Source organism: Streptomyces sp. SID12501 (assembly GCF_010550245.1).
Lineage (GTDB): Bacteria > Actinomycetota > Actinomycetes > Streptomycetales > Streptomycetaceae > Streptomyces.
Genome location: NZ_JAAGLU010001040.1, coordinates 1 through 388, shown reverse-complemented (window position 1 = coordinate 388; position 388 = coordinate 1). Strand labels below are relative to the sequence as shown.

At 75.3% G+C, this 388-nt stretch carries 1 pseudogene; it reads right to left on the bottom strand.

Features of this window, described 5'->3' with window-relative positions:
* A pseudogene (locus tag G3I71_RS49720) lies at positions 1–343 on the bottom strand (allantoate amidohydrolase); the annotation flags it as partial.
* Positions 344–388 lie beyond the last annotated feature (45 nt).

The following is a 388-nucleotide window of genomic DNA, read 5'->3' as shown; positions in this document are numbered from 1 at the left end:
CGTCACCGAAGTTGGTGATCGCCAGGGGGCGGGTGAACGCCGCGCCCCTGCTGTGGAGTTCATCGAGAGCGGCGAAGGAGGAGACCACGCCCAGCGGCCCGTCGAAGGCGCCGCCGTCCGGGACGGAGTCCAGGTGCGACCCGGTGACGACGGCGTCGCCGGCCAGGGGGTCGCCGAGCCAGGCCCACTGGTTGCCGTTGCGGTCGGTCTCGTACGTCAGGCCGCGCGCCTGGGCCTGCTCCTGGAACCAGGTGCGGCAGTCGGCGTCGGCGCCGGTCCAGGCGTAGCGGCGGTAGCCGCCGGAGTCCGGGTGGCGGCCGATGGGGGCGAGGTCGGCCCACATGCTGTGGAAACCGGCCCCCCCGGCCCCCGAGGTCTCGCCCCGGGG